The sequence below is a fragment of the Pseudomonas sp. P4_B3 genome (assembly GCF_056402295.1).
Map to the genome: position 1 here is coordinate 372,289 of NZ_JBFUHR010000002.1, position 15,920 is coordinate 388,208.

Consider the following 15,920-nt stretch of genomic DNA (forward strand, 5'->3'; position numbering starts at 1 on the left):
CGTTTGCCGAAGGATGGGGCTTGTCGATTATATGCATCTCACTGCGCCTCCCTGGAGACATCGCCATGATCCGCCCGCTGCTGAGCGCCCTCACCCTGCTTGCCCTGAGCGTCGCCGCCCACGCCGATGTCACGCCGTTCCCGGCGTCTTTCCACACCCAGGACATCCCCGTCGACGGCGTCACGATGCACGTTCGCGTCGGCGGCAAGGGGCCGGCGGTGGTGCTGTTGCATGGATTTGGTGACACCGGCGACATGTGGGCACCGCTGGCGGCCGATCTGGCGCGGGACCACACCGTGGTGGTGCCGGACCTGCGCGGCATGGGCTTGTCATCGATCCCGCAAAGCGGCTACGACAAGAAGACTCAGGCGGCCGATATCCGTGGCGTGTTGAGCGTGCTGAAGATCGAGCACTCGGTGGTCGTCGGTCACGACATCGGCACCATGGTCGCCTTCGCCTATGCCTCGCGCTACCCGGAGCGCACCGACCGTCTGGTGGTGATGGATGCACCGGTGCCGGGCATTCCACCGTGGAACGACATCGTGCGCTCCCCCATGCTGTGGCACTTCGACTTCGGCGGGCCGGACATGGAACGCCTCGTCGCCGGGCGTGAACGCCTCTACCTGGACCGTTTCTGGAACGAGTTCGCCGGCAACCCGGCCAAGGTCGATGAAGGCATCCGCCAGCACTACGCCAAACTCTACGCCCGCCCCCGCGCCATGCACGCAGCCTTCGCCCAGTTCCGCAGCATTCGTCAGGACGCCGTGGACAACGAGGCGTCGATGGCCAAAAAGCTGAGCATGCCGGTGCTGGCGGTCGGGGGTGAGAAATCCTTCGGCGCCAATGAAGCCATCGTGATGCGCAATGCAGCGGACAAGGTGACGGAAGTGGTGATTCCTGGGGCGGGGCATTGGCTGATGGAGGAAGCGCCGACGCAGACGATTGCGGCGATTCGCGGGTTTATCGAGAAGTGACGTCGCGACCAGCGAGCTATTGAGCCGGACGCCCAAAAGCAGCGCAGGCACTCCTCTGTCGTGGTGAGGGAGCTTGCTACAGGCACAACTCTAATACCTTGTATGGAATTCCATTCGGTGAGTGCCCATTCGGCCCGAGATACTCGCCGCAACCTTCTTCGATGTGAATCCACGCTTGATACGTCGCAGATACTTCAACGCGTGGCGCTGTTTCCCGATTGTTACCTCAGCGCCGCAGTTGTCACTTCTGCGCCGTCGAACTGGCCAATAGAGTATGGCCGTCGGTGTGGAACAGGGTCGTCGACTTGTCGGCCCGCGCTGGCACCGATCCCCCCATCACGGAAGAGGTGAATCATGAGTTTCGTCAAAGTGGAAAAAAACCAGAGCAGCGCCCCGTCGGATGCCGACATGAAAAAAGCCATGGTCGAGTCGGGCGGCAAGCCGGGCGAGGTCACCGGGACCAATGCCGCCCGCACCCTGACCTACACCGGTGTGGTCAATCACACGGTGTATGAGAACAAGCTGATCGAGATCGCCAAGGGCAAACGCACCAGCTGGAACTTCGTCTGGGCCGATGCCCGGGCCGCCTGAGTTCAAGACGGGGCGGCCGATCGGCTGCCCCGCTCAGCCCCTGACACAACCCCGATACCCGCTTGTAACACCAAGACACTTAGCCGCCCTGCCCCTCGCCCCTAGAGTGAAGCCATCAATGGACTGCGGCGCCAAGCGCCAGCAGCCCATTGTTTGCCCAACACACCACCAAGGAAGAGGGAAACCATGAGCAAATCAATCGCTGTCAGCCAACAGAGCCAGCAGCTTCACAATGATGTGCAAGAAGCCGTCAAGTCGATCATGGGTGCAACGCAACTCAAGGCGTCAGATTACGGCCGGGTACTGAGGTCGGCCCTGGCGGCCTCGCAAAAAACCGTCACCATCGAAATCGCCGCCGGCGACCTGACGCTGCTGAAGAAGTCCGGCTACAAGCTGTGCTTTGCCAAGAAGGTGGGTGACGCCGACTACAACGTGGTCTGGCAGTCCTATGACGCTTACCTGAGCAACAACGAGTTCAGCTGGACGCCGCAGTATCAGCTGTTCGCCTCCAACGTGTTCAAGGACAACGTGCAAGTCAAAGTCTCGACCAACGTCGTCAACATTGGCCTGGGGCAAACCTCGACACTTGATGAAAGCGGCCTGCTGAGCCAGGCGGTAACCGGTGGCCCGGACATTTCCCTGACTTTCGTGAACGACTACGCGCCGATTCATCCGGGGGTCAACCAATTGTCCACCGGCATCGATGGCACTCAGGTCAGTACGCCAATCTACGTGGCCGTAAACCAGGTCGTCACCGGCAATACCGTGCTGACGCCGGTGGAAACCATCCTCGTGTGGTTCGAACAGAACGTACAGACCAGCACCATGTTCAGTACCTCACGCTCCAAGGCGATCGAAATCGACCTGACGTTCGATAACACCGCAGATCGCCTTTACGAAGGCGGTCAGTGGAAAACCGTGTAACCGTCATGCCAGGGCAACCTTGTGGTTGCCCTTTCACTCCTCTTTGCCCGCCGTGGTGAAGTAGCCCGTCAGCGAGCGACAGATCGACTGCGCGAGGTCCTCCTGGGTGGCGATGCCATAGGGTCGATCACGATCGAACTGCGCCGACCAGCGAATCCGCCCCTGCGCCACATCCACCAGGCGCAATGACGCTCGCACCCGCGAAGGCTCGACCCGCACGCTGCCCTCCAGGCAATAACTGTAACGCCCGCCACGCTTGAAGTCCGGTACCGGCTCGCTGTTGCGTGCCACCCGCATCAACACATGATTGGTCCCGGTCTGCGCCTGCTCGAACGACTCGAACAGTCGGCAGCTCAACTCCTCGCACAAGCCCCGGGTAAAGTCATTGCCATCGCGGGTGAGGCAGGTAAACGGCTGGATCTGGACCACAGGATGGCGAGTGCCGACGCCCTTGGGCCGCAGCCGCTGATAGGTCAAGCGATAACACCCGGGTGGAATGCTGAAGCGCACCGGGTCCTGCTGGCCGTTGCCGGCGTAATGCGCTGCGAGCTTGCGCCGCAAGCGCCCCACCTGCACTCGCACCACCGGATCGTCGCCCGTGCAATACACTGCCGGGTCACGACGAAACACCTCGATGCCGATGGCGTGTTCGGTCAGCGGCGTTTTGCAAGCCTGAAGGTCGTGCTCGACCAGAAAGCGCAACAGACTGCCCATGCGCCTGGACTTGACAAACAACGGGCTGACCAGCAACAACGCCAGCACCCGCTCGATTTCTTCCCGATCGAGCGGCTCGGGAACCCCCGCCGCAGTCGAATCGGCCATGCTTTTGATCACCATCGCCTGCCTCCGTGCAGGTTGCCGACAGGAATGGATGTCGCACTCCGTGATAACCCTTGCAGCGTGAGCAGGAATGGGGCTCGGGCACTGCAACGACCAAGCGTAGCAGCCGTGTTGATATCGGCAGGCAATTGCGATGGTAGCAACCCGCCATCCGACGAACGTTCAATCTTGACGTCTGAAAAATTTTTAGGACTTGTCCCTTTGTGGCGAGGATGCTTGTCGGATCGCCGCACCGTCCCGCTGGGCTGCGAAGCGGCCCTGATCCTTTGTAACTCATTTCCTCAGACACACCGCAGTGCCCGGTTTTACGGCGGCAGAGCCGCCGAACGGGACGGTGCGGCGATCCGACAAGCTCCCTCGCCACAGGGCCATTTGGGGCCTACAGGCCGGTTGCAGCCGTCGAAGTCGATGCCTAATGTGCGCCCGTCGCTGACTTGAATTGGCGACAGGGTTTCGCAGCCCTGTAGTTTGGGGTGATTGAGCAGCGGGGATTTGAAGTGTCCAAGTCGCAATAAGCAAATTCCAGTCGTAAAAAACCCGCATTAATGCGGGTTTCTATCGCCTGATCCTGGTGGGTTCTGTCTGGAGGAACCGATTGCTCGGTCTGACAAAGCGTCACCGGGACAAACTCTATTAGAAGTTGGCCGGGGTGTTGGCACTGATGATTTCCGCCTCATCCGCCCCGATATTGCGAAATCTGTGCGGCAAGGTCGTCGGGAAGTAATAGCCGTCCCCGGCGTTCAGCACACTCACCTGGCCATCCACGGTCAATTCCACCGTGCCGCGTGTCACCAACCCGCACTCTTCGCCTTCGGAATGCACGATCGGCTCTTCACCGGAACTGGCGCCCGGCGCGTATTGCTCGCGCAGCAAGCGCATCTGCCGGCTCGGCACGGACGCGCCGATCAGCAGCAGGCGCAGGCCATGCCGGCCGAGGTCGGGCTGTTCGTTGGCGCGGAAGACGTACTGGTGTTCGCGAGGTGGCTGATCGAAGGTGAAGAAGTCGGCCAGGGACATGGGGATGCCCTCCAGCAATTTCTTCAGGGAGCTGACGGAAGGACTGACCCGATTCTGTTCGATCAGGGAGATGGTTGCATTGGTGACGCCGCTACGCCGGGCCAGCTCGCGCTGGGACATTTTGTAGCTTTCGCGTACTAGTTTGAGTCGTGAGCCCGTGTCCATGACAGCCTTATGTGCCAACCCGTAGGAGCGAGCTTGCTCGCGATTGCGATCTGACCTTCATCATTGATGTCGACTGAATCAACGCCATCGTCGGATCGCCGCCCGGAGCAAGCTCGCTCCTACAGGGATAATGGAAGGGTGGAGTGCAGGCGCGGATCACGCCGTTTTCCGGTCCCGGAAACGTGAAAGGCGGCTATTAAATCACGTTTGTTCGTAATGCTCAGCAGGTTCGATAAACGGCAGAAAAAAACGACCTGTAGGAGCGAGCCTGCTCGCGATGGCGGTGTGTCAGGCGACATCAATTTTGGCTGATATGGCCTCATCGCTAGCAAGCTAGCTCCTACAGGGGGACTGCAGTGTTTCAGGTGTTAAAAAGCCGGCAGCACCCTTTGGGCAGAAGCCACCGGCGAGGTAAAGCTTAGATGCCGAAACGGTCGCGCAGCGAGTAGTACACGGCGCCGAGGGCGGTCAACGGCGCCGAGAAGGTGCGCCCGCCGATCATCGGCAAGTGCGGCAGCGAGGCAAACGCGTCGAAACGCTCGGCGTCGCCACGGATCATTTCCGAGATCAGTTTGCCGGCCAGGTGCGAGCAGGTAACGCCGTGACCGCTGTAGCCCTGCATGTAATAGGCGTTTTTCTCGATACGACCGAATTGCGGCATGCGCGACATGGTCAGCAGGAAGTTGCCGGTCCAGCGGTAGTCGATCCTCACGTCCTTCAATTGCGGGAAGGTCTTGAGGATTTTCGGGCGGATCAGTTGTTCGATGTCGTCCGGTTCGCGCGCACCGTAGACCACGCCACCGCCGTACAGCAGGCGGTTGTCGGCGGTCAGGCGGTAGTAGTCGAGCAGGTAGTTGCAGTCTTCGACGCAGTAGTTGTTCTTGATCAGGCTGCGGGCCTGCTTTTCCGACAACGGCTCGGTGACGACGATCTGCGAACCGCACGGCATGCTCTTGCTGGTCACGCGGTTGTCGAGGCCTTGCGGCAGGTAGGCGTTACCGGCGATCAGCAGGTACTTGGCCCTCACCACACCTTTGGCGGTGCGCACGGTGATTGGCTCGCCGTAGGTGATTTCCACCGCCGCCGATTGCTCGTAGATCTTGCCGCCCAGGCCGATGATCGCCGAGGCTTCACCGAGTGCCAGGTTCAGCGGGTGAATGTGGCCGCCCTGCATGTCCAGCAGGCCGCCGACGTAGGCATCGGAACCGACTTCGCGCTTGATATCGGCCGCGTCGAGCATTTTCAGGTTCTTGTTGCCGTAGCGTTCCCAGCTTTTCTTCTGCTCGGCCAGGCCCTTGAGTTGCTTCTTGTTCATCGCCGCGAAGATACCGCCGGGACGGTAATCGCACTGGATGTCGTAGTGCTGTATGCGCTGACGAATGATGTCGGCGCCTTCGAAAATCATGCTGCCGAGGACTTCGGCGGTCTTGTCGCCGTAGCGCTCTTCGATGACATCGACGTCGCGACTATAAGAGTTGACCAATTGGCCGCCGTTGCGACCACTGGCGCCGAAGCCGACCTTGGCCGCTTCGAGTACGGTCACGCTGTAGCCCGCTTCAGCGAGGAACAGCGCCGAGGACAGGCCGGTGTAGCCGGCGCCGATCACGCAGACGTCGCAGTCCACCGCGCCTTCCAGCACCGGGAAATCGCCGGTGAAGTTGCGGGTGGCGGCGTAGTAGCTGTTTACATGAGTTTGTTTATCAGAGCTTTGTTTCATAGGTTTCTCCGAGGGTCGCCGGCAGCGTGCCGGCGACCGCCGTTTAAAAGGTGTCAGAGCTTGATCCAGGTCGCCTTGAGTTCGGTGTACTTGTCGAACGCGTGCAGCGATTTGTCCCGACCGTTACCCGACTGCTTGAACCCGCCGAACGGCGCGGTCATGTCGCCGCCGTCGTACTGGTTGACCCAGACACTGCCGGCACGCAGGCCACGGGCGAAGGTGTGGGCCTTGCTCAGGTTGCTGGTCCAGACGCCGGCGGCCAGGCCGAAGATGCTGTCGTTGGCAATCGCCAGGGCTTCATCGAAGGTGTCGAAGGTGATGACCGACAGCACCGGGCCGAAGATTTCTTCCCGGGCGATGGTCATGGCGTTGGTCACGCCGTCGAAAATTGCCGGTTCCAGGTACAGGCCACCGGTGTCCTCGAGGGTGCGGCTGCCGCCGGCGATCAGTTGACCGCCCTGCTGCTTGCCGACTTCGATGTAGCGCAATACGTTTTCCAGCTGACGCTGGTCGACCACCGCGCCAACGGTCGTCGCAGGATCGAGTGCGTGGCCCGGTTTCCAGGCTTGCAGGGCTTCCACCAGCAATGGAATGAACTGCTCGCGAATCGAACGCTCCACCAGCAGGCGCGAACCGGCGGTGCAGACTTCGCCCTGGTTGAAAGCAATGGCACCGGCCGCGGCTTGTGCGGCGACGCGCAGGTCCGGCGCGTCGGCGAACACCACGTTGGCGCTCTTGCCACCGGCTTCGGCCCAAACGCGTTTCATGTTGCTCTGCCCGGCGTAGACCATCAGCTGCTTGGCAATCGCCGTGGAGCCGGTGAAGGCCAGCACGTCGACGTCCATGTGCAACGCCAGCGCCTTGCCCACGGTGTGGCCGTAGCCCGGCAGGACGTTGAACACGCCTTTCGGGATGCCCGCTTCCAGTCCAAGCTGCGCGATGCGGATCGCGGTCAGCGGGGATTTTTCCGAAGGCTTGAGGATGAACGAGTTGCCCATCGCCAGGGCCGGGGCGAATTTCCAGCTGGCCATGATCAGCGGGAAGTTCCACGGCACGATAGCCGCGACCACGCCGGCCGCTTCGCGCGTCACTAGACCAAGCTGATCGTGGGGCGTGGCGGCGACTTCGTCGTAGAGCTTGTCGATGGCCTCGGCGGTCCAGCGGATCGCGTTGGCGGTCGCTGGAATGTCGATGCTCATCGAATCGCTGATCGGCTTGCCCATGTCGAGGGTTTCGAGCAGGGCCAGTTCTTCCTGGTTCGCCAGGATCAGATCAGCGAAGCGGATCAGGATGCGCTTGCGCTCGGCCGGGGCCAGGTTGGCCCAGACGCCGGATTCGAACGCGCGGCGCGCGACGGCGACCGCGGCGTTGGCGTCGGCCTCATCGGTGCTGGCAACGTTGGCCAGGAAACGACCGTCCACCGGGCTCAGGCATTCGAACGTGGCGCCACTGGCGGCCGCGCAGTATTGGCCGTCAATGAATGCGCGACCTTCGATTGTTAGGGACTGGAAGCGCTGCTCCCAATCGCTGCGAGTGTTTGTCATTGTTGTGACTCGACGCAGGGGAATAGGTGATCGTCGGACGAACGCCCGCCCAATCAAAAAATGAAATGCGATCCCTGTAGGAGCTGGCTTGCCAGCGATGGCGGTGGATCAGACGCCATCAATGTTGACTGTCATGACGCCATCGCCAGCAAGCCGGCTCCTACAGGGGTCGGCGGCGGACACAGGTTTGGTGTACGCCGCCAACGCCATCAAACGGTATGCAAGTACCAGTTGTACTCAAGGTCCGAGATGGAGTTCTCGAACTCGGCCAGCTCGCTTTCCTTGCATGCCACGAACACGTCGATGTACAGCGGGTCGATGTACTTGGCCATGACTTCGCTGTCGTCCAGCTCGCGCAGGGCATCGCGCAGGTTGTTCGGCAGGCTCTGCTCGTTTTGCTCGTAGCTGTTGCCTTCCACCGGGGCGCCCGGTTCGATCTGGTTGGTCAGGCCGTGGTGCACGCCCGCCAATACCGAAGCCATCAGCAGGTACGGGTTGGCATCGGCGCCCGCTACGCGGTGTTCGATGCGCACCGAGTCTGGCGAACCGGTCGGTACACGCACCGCTACGGTGCGGTTGTCGATGCCCCAGCTCGGCGAGTTCGGCACGTAGAACTGTGCGCCGAAACGACGGTACGAGTTGACGTTCGGGCAAAGGAACGCCATCTGCGCCGGCAGGGTCTCGAGCACACCGCCGATCGCGTGACGCAGCGCGGCGTTCTGCTCGGGATCCTCGCTGGCAAAGATGTTGTTGCCTTCTTTATCGAGAATTGAAATGTGCACGTGCAGACCGTTGCCCGCCTGGCCCGGATACGGCTTGGCCATGAAGGTGGTGTCCATCTCATGGTCGTAGGCGATGTTCTTCACCAGACGCTTGAGCAGGACGGCGTAGTCGCAAGCCTTTATAGGGTCAGCCACGTGATGCAGGTTGACTTCGAACTGCGCCGGGGCGCTTTCCTTGACGATGGCGTCGGCCGGGATGCCCTGCTCTTTCGCGCCTTCGAGGATGTCTTGCAGGCAATCGACGTATTCGTCGAGGTCGTCGATCAGGTACACCTGGGTCGACATCGGACGCTTGCCGGACACCGGCGAACGTGGCGATTGCGGACGACCGTTCACATTGTCCTGGTCGATCAGGTAGAACTCCAGTTCGAACGCGGCGCAGATGGTGAGGCCCATGTCGTCGAACTTGCGCACGATATTGGCCAGCACTTCACGCGGGTCGGCGAAGAATGGCTCGCCTTCGAGTTCGTGCATGGTCATCAGCAGTTGCGCAGTCGGGCGCTTCTGCCAGGGTTCGATGCTGAGAGTGCCGGGGATCGGGAAACAGATTCGGTCTGAGTCGCCGATGTCCAGACCCAGGCCGGTGCTTTCCACCGTAGAACCGTTGATGTCCAGAGCAAACAGTGACGCCGGCAGGTTGATGCCTTTTTCGTAAACCTTATGAAGACTGGTGCGCTCGATGCGCTTGCCGCGCACCACACCGTTCATATCCGCAATCAGAAGGTCGACGTACAAAACCTCAGGATATTTCTTAAGGAATGCGTTTGCTTCGTTGAGTTGAACGGCACGCAGAGGGACCGACATGATGCACCTATTTTTTAGCTGTTAATTATTATGTTCACTACCCTTTCACGAACCCAGTCAACCCGAACGACAAAGTGAAGTCAATAGCGAACACTCAGCCTTTAAGCGTTTATTTTCGGGCCTCCAAGAAGGACGAGAGTGCCAGATGCACCCTCAAACACGCGTAAACCCTGAACATCGGAGGTGCAGCGTTTAGAATTTTTTACATGAGAGTTGTTAATTAAAATCAACAAGGCTAAGCTCCAGAAAAGCTCGTTCAAGTGTGAAACTTCGAGGTGATAAAAATGGCACTCAAGCCATTGATCGGCGTTACTGCATGCGTCAAACAGATTGGCCTGCACCCCTACCACATCAGCGGTGACAAGTACTTGCGTGCTGTCAGCGTTGCGGCGCTGGGGCTGCCTGTCGTTATTCCTTCCTTAGGCGACCTGACCGAAATCGATGACCTGCTGCCGCAGCTCGACGGTCTGTTGCTGACCGGCTCGCCGTCGAACGTGGAACCCTTCCACTATCAAGGCCCCGACAGCGCCCCCGGTACGGATCATGATCCGGCGCGGGATGCCACCACCCTTCCCCTGATCCGCGCCGCTATTGCAGCGGGTGTCCCGGTGCTCGGCATCTGCCGTGGCTTCCAGGAAATGAACGTGGCGTTCGGTGGCAGCCTGCATCAGAAGGTCCATGAACTGCCTGGCTTCCTCGATCATCGCGAGGCCGACCATCCGGACCTGGCCGTGCAATACGCTCCCGCTCACGCGGTGAATGTGCAGCCTGGCGGTGTGTTCGAAGCGTTGGACCTGCCTGCGGTGTTCCAGGTCAATTCGATTCACAGCCAAGGCATCGACCGACTCGCGCCCGGCCTGTGCGCCGAAGCCGTTGCGCCCGATGGCCTGATCGAGGCGATCTCGGTCGAACACAGCAAGGCCTTCGCCCTCGGCGTGCAATGGCACCCGGAATGGCAAGTGCTGGATAACCCTCCTTACTTGAGTATTTTCCAGGCGTTCGGCGAAGCCTGCCGGCAACGGGCGGCACTGCGTCACTCGCGCTGACGACCTGATACCCACATTCAACGATTAACTGCCCAACGCGAGCGGGCAGGCGCTTGTGCGTGCCCCGCTGACGAAAACAACACACTGCAATAACAACAAGTACGACCAGGCAGCCAGGATGGCGGCGCCGAATAAACCCGAGCCGACGGGGTATCCCCTGTAGGAGCTGCCGAAGGCTGCGATCTTTTGATTTTGCTCTTCAACATCAAGATCAAAAGATCGCAGCCTTCGGCAGCTCCTACAGGGATCGAGATCCACTGACGGAACGGGTTTGCAATCCACTATTAAGCCGGGCCGTGTTGGCCGGGCGACTGAAACCTGTTGGGAGTTTCACATGGCAAACGCCTCCAGCATCTACAGGAAGGCTCTTGAAGGTCACCAGGCACCGAAAAAGGTGTTGGTGAAAGTCGATCGCGTCACCAAGAAGTTCGACGAAACCACCGCGGTGGACGATGTGTCCCTGGAAATCCACCAGGGTGAAATCTTCGCCCTGCTCGGCGGTTCCGGCTCCGGCAAATCGACCCTGCTGCGCATGCTCGCCGGTTTCGAGCGCCCGACCGAAGGCCGGATTCTGCTCGACGGTGTCGACATCACCGACATGCCGCCGTACGAACGACCGATCAACATGATGTTCCAGTCCTACGCGCTGTTCCCGCACATGACGGTGGCGCAGAACATCGCCTTCGGCCTCAAGCAGGACCGTTTGCCAGCGGCCGAAATCGAAGCCCGCGTGCAGGAAATGCTGCGCCTGGTGCACATGACCCAGTACGCCAAGCGCAAGCCACATCAACTGTCCGGCGGCCAGCGTCAGCGCGTGGCCCTGGCCCGTTCCCTGGCCAAGCGTCCGAAACTGCTGCTGCTCGACGAGCCGATGGGCGCACTGGATAAAAAGCTGCGTTCGCAGATGCAGCTTGAGCTTGTCGAGATCATTGAGCGCGTCGGCGTGACCTGCGTGATGGTGACCCACGACCAGGAAGAGGCCATGACCATGGCCGAACGCATCGCGATCATGCACCTGGGCTGGATCGCCCAGATCGGCAGCCCGGTCGACATTTATGAAGCACCGGTCAGCCGCATGGTCTGCGAATTCATCGGCAACGTGAACGCCTTCGACGGCACCGTGGTTGAAGACCTGGAAGGTCACGCGATCATCCACAGCCCGGACCTTGCGCAGAAGATCTACGTCGGCCACGGCGTCAGCACCTCGGTGCAGGACAAGTCGATCACCTACGCGATCCGCCCGGAAAAACTGCTGGTCAGCACCGTCAAGCCCGAGCACCGCTACAACTGGTCCAGCGGCAAGGTGCATGACATCGCCTACCTCGGCGGCCACTCGGTGTTCTACGTCGAGTTGCCTGGCGGCAAGATCGTCCAGTCGTTCATGGCCAACGCCGAACGCCGTGGTGCGCGTCCGACCTGGGACGATCAGGTCTACGTGTGGTGGGAAGACGACAGCGGCGTGGTACTGCGCGCATGAAAACCTTCAATCAGCAATTTCTGAGACTGGTCCCCAGCGGGCGCAAGTTCGTCATCGGGATTCCATTCGTCTGGCTGTTCCTGTTCTTCATGCTGCCGTTCTTTTTGGTGATGAAGATCAGTTTTTCGGAAGCAGCGCTGGCCATTCCGCCCTACTCGGAGATCTACACCTTCGCCGAGCAGAAATTTCAACTGCTGTTGAACCTCGGTAACTACAGCCTGCTGACCCAGGACGAACTGTACATCTCGGCGTACCTCGGCTCGTTGAAAGTAGCGCTGCTCAGCACGATGATGTGCCTGGTGATCGGTTTCCCGATGGCCTACGCGATCACCAAGGCCAGCAAGGAAGCGCAAAACGTCCTGCTGCTGTTGATCATGATGCCGACCTGGACCGCGATCCTGATCCGCGTTTACGCGTGGATGGGCATCCTCAGCAACAACGGTTTGCTCAACGCATTCTTGATGTGGACCGGGCTGACCTCGGCGCCGATCGAGATCCTCAATACCAACACCGCCGTCTACATCGGGGTCGTTTACGCCTACCTGCCGTTCATGGTGTTGCCGCTGTACGCCAACCTGGTGAAGCACGATGGCAGCCTGCTGGAAGCCGCGTCGGATCTGGGCTCGAGCAATTTCAACAACTTCTGGAAAATCACTGTGCCGTTGGCCAAGAACGGGATCATCGCAGGCTGCATGCTGGTGTTCATTCCGGTGGTTGGTGAGTTCGTGATTCCGGAACTGCTGGGCGGCCCGGAAACCCTGATGATCGGCCGTGTGTTGTGGCAAGAGTTCTTCAACAACCGCGACTGGCCGGTGGCGTCTGCCCTGGCGGTGGTGATGCTGTTGATCCTGATTGTGCCGATTCTGCTGTTCAACCGCAGCCAGGCCAAAGAGATGGAGGCACGGGGATGAAACGCTTCGGATTTTCAAAGTTCATGCTGATTTTCGGCCTGTCGTTTATCTACCTGCCGATGCTGATTCTGGTGATTTACTCGTTCAACGCCTCGAAACTGGTGACGGTGTGGGGTGGCTGGTCGATCAAGTGGTACACCGGCTTGCTCGACAACTCGCAACTGATGGGTTCGGTGGTGCGCTCGCTGGAAATCGCCTGCTACACCGCCGTCGCAGCAGTCGCACTAGGGACGTTAGCCGCGTTCGTCCTGACCCGCGTCACCCGTTTCAAGGGTCGCACCCTGTTCGGTGGCCTGGTCACCGCACCGCTGGTGATGCCTGAGGTGATCACCGGTCTGTCGCTGTTGCTGCTGTTCGTGGCCATGGCGCAGTTGATCGGCTGGCCGCAGGAACGCGGCATCGTCACCATCTGGATCGCCCACACCACGTTTTGTGCGGCCTACGTGGCGGTGGTAGTCTCCGCCCGCCTTCGCGAGCTGGACCTGTCCATCGAAGAAGCGGCTATGGACCTGGGCGCCAAGCCTTTCAAAGTGTTTTTCCTGATTACCATTCCGATGATCGCGCCGTCACTGGCGGCCGGCGGCATGATGTCGTTCGCCCTGTCGCTGGATGACCTGGTGCTGGCGAGCTTCGTGTCCGGTCCGGGTTCCACGACCCTGCCGATGGAAGTGTTCTCGGCGGTGCGCCTTGGGGTTAAGCCCGAGATCAACGCCGTGGCCAGCCTGATCCTGCTGGCGGTATCGATCGTGACGTTCATGGTCTGGTACTTCAGCCGCCGTGCCGAAGCCACCCGTAAACGCGCGATCCAGGAAGCCATGGATCAGACGGCAAACGAGGCGTGGCAGCCGCAACGCGCCGCCACCGCCTGAACCTGTAGGAGCTGCGGAACGCTGCGATCTTTTGATTCTGCTGTTCAAGATCAAAAGATCGCAGCCTCGTTTCTCTCGACAGCCCCTACAAAAACGGGCTCAGTCGATCAGTTTTGGTGTTGTGTTTTTGAATAAAAAAAATGGAGTTGTACCGATGAAAATGTTTGGCAGGACTCTGCTGACACTGTCCTTATTGGGCGCAATCGCCACTGGCGCCCAGGCCAATGACAAGGTTCTGCGCGTCTATAACTGGTCGGATTACATTGGCCCGGATACCGTCAGGAAGTTCGAAGACGAGACCGGCATCCAGGTGACCTACGATGTCTTCGACAGCAACGAAACCCTTGAAGCACGCCTGCTGGCGGGTAAATCCGGCTACGACATCGTCGTGCCGTCCAACAGTTTCCTGGCCAAGCAGATCAAGGCCGGGGTCTACCAGACGCTGGACAAATCGAAGCTGCCGAACTGGAAAAACCTCAACCCGGTGCTGCTGAAAAATGCCTCGGCGAGCGATCCCGATAACGCCCACGCCATCCCGTACATGTGGGGCTCGATCGGCATCGGTTTCAACCCGCAGAAGGTCAAGGAAGTACTCGGCGCCAACGCCCCGACCAATTCCTGGGACCTGCTGTTCAAACCGGAAAACGCCGAGAAGCTCAAAGCCTGCGGCATCAGCTTCCTCGACTCACCGACAGAAATGATCCCGACCGCCCTGCACTACCTGGGCTACCCGGTGAACGATCAGGACAAACAGCACATCGCCGAAGCCGAGGCGCTGTTCATGAAGATTCGCCCGAACGTGGCGTACTTCCATTCGTCGAAATACATCTCGGACCTGGCCAACGGCAACATCTGCGTGGCCGTCGGTTACTCCGGCGACGTGCTGCAGGCCAAGGCCCGCGCCCAGGAAGCCGGAGACAAGGTGAAGATCGACTACAGCATCCCGAAAGAAGGCGCCGCCAGTTTCTACGACATGCTCGCCATCCCCCGCGATGCCGCCAACGTCGAGAACGCTTACCTGTTCATGAACTTCCTGATGCGCCCCGACGTGATCGCCGACATCACCAACAACATCGGCTACAGCAACGCCAACGCGGCGGCCACGCCGCTGGTGGATGAAGCCATCCGTAACGATCCGGGCTCCTACCCGCCACAAGCGGTGATGGCCACGCTCTATGCCGTGCCGGACCAGCCGATTGCCATCCAGCGGATCATGACCCGTGGCTGGACCAAGGTGAAACTCGGACAGTAATTCACCTGCTTTTTTCAGAGTGATGTGTTCGATCAAGTACGATGTTCAAACCCTTTCCGTTCACGCAGCGCCTTACCACCGCTGCCTCTCCTGCAGTAGAACGGCCTCACCTGGCTCCCTCGGTTCAGGTGAAGTTTGGCGCCCTCGGGCGCCTTTTTTATTGGGGATCAATCAACGGCCATTCGGCCAGCGCCCGATAACGGCCCTTGTGGGATTCGAACAGGGTGAATCGGTCGGCACGCAGGAAGAATTCCGGTGCGGTTGTGGACTCCGGCACCGGCGCCCGATACTGTCGTGCCAGGGTCAGGTGCGGACGATATTCCCTTGGTGCTTCCTCCAGCCCGAACGGCAACATCGCCTGTTCCAGGGCATACACCAGGCGCAGCAATGCCGGGGGCGCCTGCTGCGGCGCGAGCACCAGCGCCCCTGCCCTGCGCCACACGTCCAGCCGATCCAGCACCACCGTCAAGCGCTCGCCCGGTGTACGGATGGACGCCGCAGCGGTGCAGAGCTCGGCGATCTGCGCCACACCCACCGCCCCCAAAAACTTCAGCGTCAGGTGAAAGTTTTCCGTCGGCACCGGCCGTCCGTTGCGCAGTTGCAGCGCACTGCGCCACTGGGCGATCTCCCGGCGCATGGTCGGGGCACAGTTCAACGCAAAGAACAGGCGTTTGAACGGCTCGCGGGATTCGTCGTTCATGCCGGACACCTCCTGGATAAGACTGCCTGAGTGTACTCAACACCCGCGTTCCGGCCAGCGCATTTCTGGCGCCGTGGGGCAGGCGCGTTATAGTTCCAGGGGGCGTTCTCAATTAGTTTTCCCGCCGCGCCGGGTCTGCTGTTGTGCAGGGCAAGGCGCGAGAAGCGTGGTTTGGTCATTCCAAATAAGCTTCGAGCAACGCAGCCCTGCACAACAGCAGGCCCGGCCCTTCGGGTTGTGCCTTAAAGCGGGCCAGGCTGCGTTGCAGGCCTTGGAAAGGGAACAACCATTCCCAGCGGCCTGCGCC

General features: G+C 60.3%; 14 protein-coding genes. 8 read left to right on the top strand and 6 right to left on the bottom strand.

Translation table 11 applies throughout. From position 1 onward, the window contains the following. The first annotated feature begins 65 nt into the window (after positions 1–65). The 3 genes from AC1DWG_RS03630 (at position 66) to AC1DWG_RS03640 (ending at position 2,489) form a co-directional block, all read left to right on the top strand. The gene (locus AC1DWG_RS03630; protein ID WP_477787214.1) at positions 66–974 is read left to right on the top strand and encodes an alpha/beta fold hydrolase; all 909 of its coding nucleotides are present in this window, start codon (positions 66–68) and stop codon (positions 972–974) included. 354 nt (positions 975–1,328) lie between these two features. Further along, on the top strand, positions 1,329–1,565 hold the full coding sequence (locus AC1DWG_RS03635; protein ID WP_090456158.1) for a hypothetical protein: 237 nt from the start codon (positions 1,329–1,331) through the stop codon (positions 1,563–1,565). 186 nt (positions 1,566–1,751) lie between these two features. Further along, a complete protein-coding gene (locus AC1DWG_RS03640; RefSeq protein ID WP_477787215.1) occupies positions 1,752–2,489 on the top strand; it encodes a hypothetical protein in 738 nt (245 codons plus the stop codon). 33 nt (positions 2,490–2,522) lie between these two features. On the opposite strand, the gene AC1DWG_RS03645 is transcribed toward AC1DWG_RS03640, so the two are convergent. The 5 genes from AC1DWG_RS03645 to AC1DWG_RS03665 all read right to left on the bottom strand — a co-directional run bounded on the left by AC1DWG_RS03645 (position 2,523) and on the right by AC1DWG_RS03665 (position 9,358). Next, positions 2,523–3,326, bottom strand: a complete 804-nt coding sequence (locus AC1DWG_RS03645) for a hypothetical protein (RefSeq protein WP_477787216.1) — start codon at positions 3,324–3,326, stop codon at positions 2,523–2,525. A 636-nt stretch (positions 3,327–3,962) separates the two neighbouring features. After that, positions 3,963–4,511 (bottom strand): cupin domain-containing protein, encoded by a 549-nt coding sequence (locus AC1DWG_RS03650; protein WP_046042404.1) that lies wholly within the window; start codon positions 4,509–4,511, stop codon positions 3,963–3,965. 418 nt (positions 4,512–4,929) lie between these two features. Then, complete coding sequence (locus AC1DWG_RS03655; RefSeq protein WP_477787217.1) at positions 4,930–6,228, bottom strand: NAD(P)/FAD-dependent oxidoreductase; 1,299 nt, start codon at positions 6,226–6,228, stop codon at positions 4,930–4,932. Between the two features lie 53 nt (positions 6,229–6,281). Then, positions 6,282–7,772 carry an aldehyde dehydrogenase gene (locus AC1DWG_RS03660; protein WP_477787218.1) on the bottom strand — a complete coding sequence of 497 codons (1,491 nt, stop codon included), beginning with the start codon at positions 7,770–7,772 and terminating at the stop codon, positions 6,282–6,284. Between the two features lie 209 nt (positions 7,773–7,981). Then, a complete protein-coding gene (locus AC1DWG_RS03665) occupies positions 7,982–9,358 on the bottom strand; it encodes a glutamine synthetase family protein (protein ID WP_223456650.1) in 1,377 nt (458 codons plus the stop codon). Positions 9,359–9,642: 284 nt separating this feature from the next. Here AC1DWG_RS03665 and AC1DWG_RS03670 point away from each other — a divergent pair, with 284 nt between their 5' ends. From AC1DWG_RS03670 to AC1DWG_RS03690, 5 genes are all read left to right on the top strand, one after another. After that, positions 9,643–10,404, top strand: a complete 762-nt coding sequence (locus AC1DWG_RS03670) for a gamma-glutamyl-gamma-aminobutyrate hydrolase family protein (protein WP_477787219.1) — start codon at positions 9,643–9,645, stop codon at positions 10,402–10,404. 334 nt (positions 10,405–10,738) lie between these two features. Next, positions 10,739–11,881, top strand: a complete 1,143-nt coding sequence (gene potA, locus AC1DWG_RS03675; protein ID WP_477755345.1) for a polyamine ABC transporter ATP-binding protein — start codon at positions 10,739–10,741, stop codon at positions 11,879–11,881. Then, positions 11,878–12,792 carry an ABC transporter permease subunit gene (locus AC1DWG_RS03680; protein ID WP_477755344.1) on the top strand — a complete coding sequence of 305 codons (915 nt, stop codon included), beginning with the start codon at positions 11,878–11,880 and terminating at the stop codon, positions 12,790–12,792. The genes potA and AC1DWG_RS03680 overlap by 4 nt, the downstream gene beginning before the upstream one ends. Then, a complete protein-coding gene (locus tag AC1DWG_RS03685) occupies positions 12,789–13,661 on the top strand; it encodes an ABC transporter permease subunit (RefSeq protein ID WP_477762254.1) in 873 nt (290 codons plus the stop codon). Before AC1DWG_RS03680 ends, AC1DWG_RS03685 begins: the two co-directional genes overlap by 4 nt. Before the next feature lie 154 nt (positions 13,662–13,815). After that, positions 13,816–14,913: a polyamine ABC transporter substrate-binding protein gene (locus AC1DWG_RS03690; RefSeq protein WP_477762255.1), complete on the top strand. Its 1,098-nt coding sequence runs from the start codon at positions 13,816–13,818 to the stop codon at positions 14,911–14,913. Between the two features lie 157 nt (positions 14,914–15,070). On the opposite strand, the gene thpR is transcribed toward AC1DWG_RS03690, so the two are convergent. Then, positions 15,071–15,613, bottom strand: a complete 543-nt coding sequence (thpR, locus tag AC1DWG_RS03695; RefSeq protein WP_477787220.1) for an RNA 2',3'-cyclic phosphodiesterase — start codon at positions 15,611–15,613, stop codon at positions 15,071–15,073. Positions 15,614–15,920: the final 307 nt, after the last annotated feature.

What these genes read in the sequence shown, in the direction of transcription:
- AC1DWG_RS03630 (WP_477787214.1), top strand. Translation starts at nt 66, where the DNA reads ATGATCCGCCCGCTGCTGAGCGCCCTCACCCTGCTTGCCCTGAGCGTC.
- AC1DWG_RS03635 (WP_090456158.1), top strand. Translation starts at nt 1,329, where the DNA reads ATGAGTTTCGTCAAAGTGGAAAAAAACCAGAGCAGCGCCCCGTCGGAT.
- AC1DWG_RS03640 (WP_477787215.1), top strand. Translation starts at nt 1,752, where the DNA reads ATGAGCAAATCAATCGCTGTCAGCCAACAGAGCCAGCAGCTTCACAAT.
- AC1DWG_RS03645 (WP_477787216.1), bottom strand. Translation starts at nt 3,326, where the DNA reads ATGGTGATCAAAAGCATGGCCGATTCGACTGCGGCGGGGGTTCCCGAG.
- AC1DWG_RS03650 (WP_046042404.1), bottom strand. Translation starts at nt 4,511, where the DNA reads ATGGACACGGGCTCACGACTCAAACTAGTACGCGAAAGCTACAAAATG.
- AC1DWG_RS03655 (WP_477787217.1), bottom strand. Translation starts at nt 6,228, where the DNA reads ATGAAACAAAGCTCTGATAAACAAACTCATGTAAACAGCTACTACGCC.
- AC1DWG_RS03660 (WP_477787218.1), bottom strand. Translation starts at nt 7,772, where the DNA reads ATGACAAACACTCGCAGCGATTGGGAGCAGCGCTTCCAGTCCCTAACA.
- AC1DWG_RS03665 (WP_223456650.1), bottom strand. Translation starts at nt 9,358, where the DNA reads ATGTCGGTCCCTCTGCGTGCCGTTCAACTCAACGAAGCAAACGCATTC.
- AC1DWG_RS03670 (WP_477787219.1), top strand. Translation starts at nt 9,643, where the DNA reads ATGGCACTCAAGCCATTGATCGGCGTTACTGCATGCGTCAAACAGATT.
- potA (WP_477755345.1), top strand. Translation starts at nt 10,739, where the DNA reads ATGGCAAACGCCTCCAGCATCTACAGGAAGGCTCTTGAAGGTCACCAG.
- AC1DWG_RS03680 (WP_477755344.1), top strand. Translation starts at nt 11,878, where the DNA reads ATGAAAACCTTCAATCAGCAATTTCTGAGACTGGTCCCCAGCGGGCGC.
- AC1DWG_RS03685 (WP_477762254.1), top strand. Translation starts at nt 12,789, where the DNA reads ATGAAACGCTTCGGATTTTCAAAGTTCATGCTGATTTTCGGCCTGTCG.
- AC1DWG_RS03690 (WP_477762255.1), top strand. Translation starts at nt 13,816, where the DNA reads ATGAAAATGTTTGGCAGGACTCTGCTGACACTGTCCTTATTGGGCGCA.
- thpR (WP_477787220.1), bottom strand. Translation starts at nt 15,613, where the DNA reads ATGAACGACGAATCCCGCGAGCCGTTCAAACGCCTGTTCTTTGCGTTG.